Origin of the sequence: Phyllobacterium sp., assembly GCF_037994405.1 — a bacterium.
In the GTDB taxonomy this organism is placed as follows: Bacteria; Pseudomonadota; Alphaproteobacteria; order Rhizobiales; family Rhizobiaceae; genus Phyllobacterium.
Map to the genome: position 1 here is coordinate 1 of NZ_JBBNAN010000405.1, position 4,730 is coordinate 4,730.

The 4,730-nt window shown below is 54.1% G+C and carries 5 protein-coding genes; 1 reads left to right on the top strand and 4 read right to left on the bottom strand.

Annotated elements, in window-relative coordinates:
* From AAAC48_RS22295 to AAAC48_RS22310, 4 genes are all read right to left on the bottom strand, one after another.
* Positions 1-160, bottom strand: a 160-nt coding sequence (locus tag AAAC48_RS22295) for a GntR family transcriptional regulator (RefSeq protein ID WP_340656291.1), incomplete at its 3' end; no start/stop codon positions are given.
* A gap of 117 nt (positions 161-277) precedes the next feature.
* A complete protein-coding gene (locus AAAC48_RS22300) occupies positions 278-748 on the bottom strand; it encodes an SRPBCC family protein (protein ID WP_340656287.1) in 471 nt (156 codons plus the stop codon).
* Positions 749-826: 78 nt separating this feature from the next.
* Positions 827-2,077 (bottom strand): hypothetical protein, encoded by a 1,251-nt coding sequence (locus tag AAAC48_RS22305; RefSeq protein ID WP_340656288.1) that lies wholly within the window; start codon positions 2,075-2,077, stop codon positions 827-829.
* A 401-nt stretch (positions 2,078-2,478) separates the two neighbouring features.
* The gene (locus AAAC48_RS22310) at positions 2,479-3,930 is read right to left on the bottom strand and encodes an MFS transporter (RefSeq protein WP_340656289.1); all 1,452 of its coding nucleotides are present in this window, start codon (positions 3,928-3,930) and stop codon (positions 2,479-2,481) included.
* Between the two features lie 411 nt (positions 3,931-4,341).
* Here AAAC48_RS22310 and AAAC48_RS22315 point away from each other — a divergent pair.
* A partial coding sequence (locus AAAC48_RS22315) for a hypothetical protein (RefSeq protein ID WP_340656290.1) occupies positions 4,342-4,730 on the top strand: 389 nt, incomplete at its 3' end.

The following is a 4,730-nucleotide window of genomic DNA, read 5'->3' on the forward strand; positions in this document are numbered from 1 at the left end:
AGTTCCTGCTGACACCAAGCTGGCTGGCGAGTTCGCCTTCTGGCGGCATGGGTGCACCGGCTTCAAGACTATTCTCATTGATGTAGGCTCGGAGGCTTTCCTGCACTGAGACATGCAACAGGGGCGCGCGGTGTAAGGGCTTGAGTGACCTAAACGACATTTATGGATCCACATCCGTGATCTAGGAAATCTCGACTGCAGATTGGATAACTACTTGTAGGATATCTGTCAACAGGACATTATCGATCATCCCACACGCGATGGTCGCTTGTGGCCTTCATCCGCCAAGGAATGCGGCGAGTTTCTCCAGCGTGGAGCGGCACCCAGCTTCGTTGTCTTCGGGTTTGATGCCTTGAGGAATGTTCTCACAGAAAAAAGTGACCTTGGTTCCCATGTCCGCTGGTTTCAGTGTCGTGCTGACAATCATCTCGCCAGCGAAAGACGAGTCCGCAGATTCGAATTCAACTGCGCACTCGATCAGCTCATTGGGGACCAGCTTGACAAAGCGGCCGTGGAAAGTGTCGGTACTTTTTGAAGTTTTGCCCCTGAACGAATTATCCCCTTCCGGATATACGAGCGACATGCTGATAGCCCCACCTTCGCGCGGGTCGAAGGAATGAACCACACCAGTCATCGAGCCAGGAGGAAGCCAAGCCACCATCGCGTCTTGATCAAGATAAGCCTGGTACACAGCTGCGGGTGGCGCTTCTATGACCCTTGATACTGCGGTGCTCGCCATATCACTCATGTCATTCAGGACAACAGGTTGATGGTAGATTTCCTACTTGGGCCGCCTGAAAGGTAGCCCACAGCATAGTTGCGCTAGCTAGTTCGCAGCGCCAAGTTTGTTGATTGTCGTGGTAGCGAGGGTCACGACCCGGTCGAGCAACGCAAAGAATACATCGATGCTGAAGCCGACGAGAAAGGCGATGGTGAAACTGCCAAGCGTCAGATTGGTTACGGCCATGGTTTGCGTGGTGGAAGGCGACCAGAACCAGACAATAGCGATGCCGGCGAAAACACCGAGTGATATTCGCAGGGCAACACGGCTGACGCTCGGGTCCGGGTAGAATGGGCTGAGAATAGCTCGCATGAAGAACATCAACGCGCCGAGTGCACCATAGAGGCCTGGCAGCACCCAGAAACCAAGGATATCGATCGTTCGTTTCAGATCGGCGGCACTTTTCGAATCGTAATCGAAACGTCCGGGCTCGCTCATCGCCGTCAGACCGATGATGCAGCGGATTTGCACAAGCTTCTGATCCCTCTCGCCCACGATACTACTGAGCTGCGACAGCGGATCGCTGGCATTCTCGGCAGTGGGGATAATTTGCTTGTTCATGAGGCCCGGTGGACCAGTACTGCCACACCCACCGAAATACTGGGTCGATTGGGGTATCTGGGTGAAATATCCGAGCAAATGGTAGAAGACCGGCTGACCCGGGACGATATCAACGAATATCTCGTTATAATTCTGCTTGTTCTCGACCATCATCTTGTCGATCTGCCGAAGTTCGTCGATCTTCTCGCTGATGGCCTCGCGCGAAAAACTGCTCGTATCGCCAAGGTCTACCGCTGCGGCGTGACCATCGCGCTGCACAAGCCGGAAGAACAGCTCATTCATGATCGCGTTCTGCTGTTCGATTTTCGCGTTGGAAAGATCCGCCAGCAAGAGCGTAGCACGCTGATACCACACCGTATAATAACCGCACAGCAGGATCAGTACCGCAGCAACCGCTACAAACAGCTTCTTTTTTCGATCGGACTTTCGCACGCCGTCCTGTTGCTGGCTGAACGGATTCCAGCCGCTTTTCAGATCCACCAGTGTAACCGGATGAATGGCCTGGACCGCATTGTTGAGCGCAGTTTGAAGATCGACAGTTTCGGGACTGCTCCAGTCGAGCCTTTCGACAGCCGTTGCGCGTTGTATGGCCAGGAAAAGGGCGTTGTCCTTGAAACGGCCCGAACGCTGGCCGTAAGACGCGACAGTAATCGCATCTTCGATCAACTCGTTTAGGGCGGCATCCATGATTGTACCGCCATGCATCGTTTCGACCAGCTTATCCAAGTTTGCCACCCACCCATCCGCTCTGCGTGGGACAAGCGCAATCCCTGCCCGGCGGACCAGGCTCCGGTGCCCAGCACCAGAAATTTGGCGTGAAACAGATAGTCCCGGGCGTATGGGGTGGCACCTGCGCAGCTGAAGGGCCGATCAGCCCTGCCACAAGCAGCGACACGGCAAACCAGCCAATCAGCAATAAACGAGAAACCATCCCCATGCGCAGATCCTCCGTACTCAGGGAAGTGATCAGTGTCGCAATTTATTATTTGATTGGGGAAATATTAGCATATGGATGCATCATGATCCAGATTTCTTAGGGTATTAGGATTTAAACTAACCCTAAGTCATGATTTCGCGGTCCGTTCTTGTGCAGAGACTTGAGCAACAAGGCAAATGCCGAAGTATTCGGCGGCGCTCTACAGTCGCCTTTGTGCCCGATGGCCACTGATATCGGCGCCCGCCGAGCTTGAAAAGCGCATGTTCCAGATCGTTGCTGTAACCGAAATGGCGGTGACCACCAGAAACGCCACCGAGAAATCACCGAGTTCGGGCCTTTCATAACCGCTTGCCAGCATCGAACCATGCAGAGCCAGTGCACCAATGCAGATGCCGAGCGACAACATCAACTGCTGGAACGTCGTATAGAAACTCGTGGCCGAACTCATGCGTTCGCGGCCGATCTCGTCATAGGCCACCGTATTGTAGGCGGTGAACTGGAACGACATGAAGAACCCGCAGAAGTAGAGAATGACGAAGATCAATGGCATCGGCCAATCCGGCCGGAAAGCTGCACAAAGTGCGTAGCCAAAGGTTGAAATCAGCCCGTTGATGATCAGGCTGTTGCGAAAGCCAAATTGCTTCAGGATTTTCGGTGCGACCGCCTTCATGGTCATGGATCCGAGCGCAGTCGCAACGACGATACCGCCCGCGGAAGCTGCCGACAGATTGAATCCGAGCTGCAACATCAACGGCAAGAGAAACGGCTGCGCGCCCTGTGTGATCCGTGTCAGCGATCCAGCGACCACCGACGCGCTGAACGTTGGGATTCGCATCAGCGAAAAATCGAGGATCGGTGACGGATGCCGCCGCGCGTGACGCAGATACGCGATGCCAAAGACAAGACCGATTGAAATCAGCGACGCAGCAAGGACAGCCTCGCCGCCGCGGCTTGACATTTCGAATCCGAACAGCAGCGACCCGAGGGATATGCCAGAAAGGACAAGGCCGAGCATGTCGAACGGGCCGTCCCGCTCACCTTTGAATTCTTCGATATAAAGACTGACGAGCACAAAGCCGAGGCAGCCGATCGGAACGTTGATGTAGAATATCCAACGCCAGTCCAGATAGGTCACGATCATGCCGCCGACCGGGGGGCCGAGGATGGGCCCTATAAGCGCGGGGACCAGCAGCCAGGACATGGCGGAGACGAGATTCTTGCGCTCGACGCTTCGCATGAGCACGAGGCGCCCGACCGGCATCATCATCGCGCCACCCAGGCCCTGCACGAGCCGTGCAAATACCAGAAACGTCAGGTTCGGGGCCCAAGCACAAAGGATAGAGCCAAGAATAAAAACGCCGATTGCCGTGCGAAAGACCGTGCGCGATCCGAACCGGTCCGCCACCTTGCCGCTCGCCGGGATGAAAATCGCCAGACTGAGCAAATAGGAAGTGAGCGCAATGCTCATGGCCGGGGCACTGACGCCAAAATCACGGGCCATGGTGGGCAAAGCAGTCGCGAGCACCGTCGCGTCCAGCTGCTCCATGAACATGGCGCTGGCGATAATCATCGCGATAATGCGGAAATTCGGCGCTGGTCTTTGAAGCGCAGCCCTTTGAGCCGCAGCAACCTGACAAGTCTCATCCGACATCTTTGGAATAGCTCTTTCAATGACACGGTTCGCGCCGCAAGGACCCAACCGTTCGGTATGCGCGTGACTGGAACAAGATTGATATATTACCCCGGCGGAACATTGGCTATCCCCTAAATTTGCTATCTTGCGGGGTTCTGGTCACAAAATCGTGCGAAAACTTCTCAGAAAGAAAACTTGGCGGAAACCAGAAAAAGGCTTGAAAGCAACCATGAACATATACAGGGGTTTGAGCATTGCCGCATTTTCAGCCAACTGGAATTTTGTTTATTTTTTAAAGGATTATTGCCAATGAGCATGGAATATAACGTCTATGCAGCGCTGGACCAAATCTCCGATGATCTTATTGCGTTGATCGTTTCAGAACTCAACAGGTCGATATGACCTGCGAAATTCATCCAGACATTTCCTTTGCCGATTCCCCAGGTTTTGTGCCGTTTAGAATTTCGCCTGCACACATCTCAAATCCCTGAGCTCGTCGGGAAGGATCTGCTCAGTGGCGTGGAGATTTCCATTGAAGATTTTGACGCCGATGAGCAGAACAATCCCTTCTTTGGTTCTGATGGTGATCCCCATGACGGCCAATACAAGAAGATGATAGGCTTCCACTTCACAGGCGCGTCCGATCGATTTGAGTTCCGCTTTGCCTGTTTGACGAGTGCTATTCTGACCAGCCTTCTCAACGGGATTCGGTCGGATGACGATTGGACCCAAAGGTCTGCGCAGAGCGTTGCGGCAGCGTGGGAGGAGGTAAAGGGCACCGAAGCATATTGCGCCAAGGAGCTCGACATTCCTTACCA

Excerpts from the sequence above, each read along its gene's own strand:
- AAAC48_RS22300 (WP_340656287.1), bottom strand. The coding sequence starts at position 748 with ATGAGTGATATGGCGAGCACCGCAGTATCAAGGGTCATAGAAGCGCCA.
- AAAC48_RS22310 (WP_340656289.1), bottom strand. The coding sequence starts at position 3,930 with ATGTCGGATGAGACTTGTCAGGTTGCTGCGGCTCAAAGGGCTGCGCTT.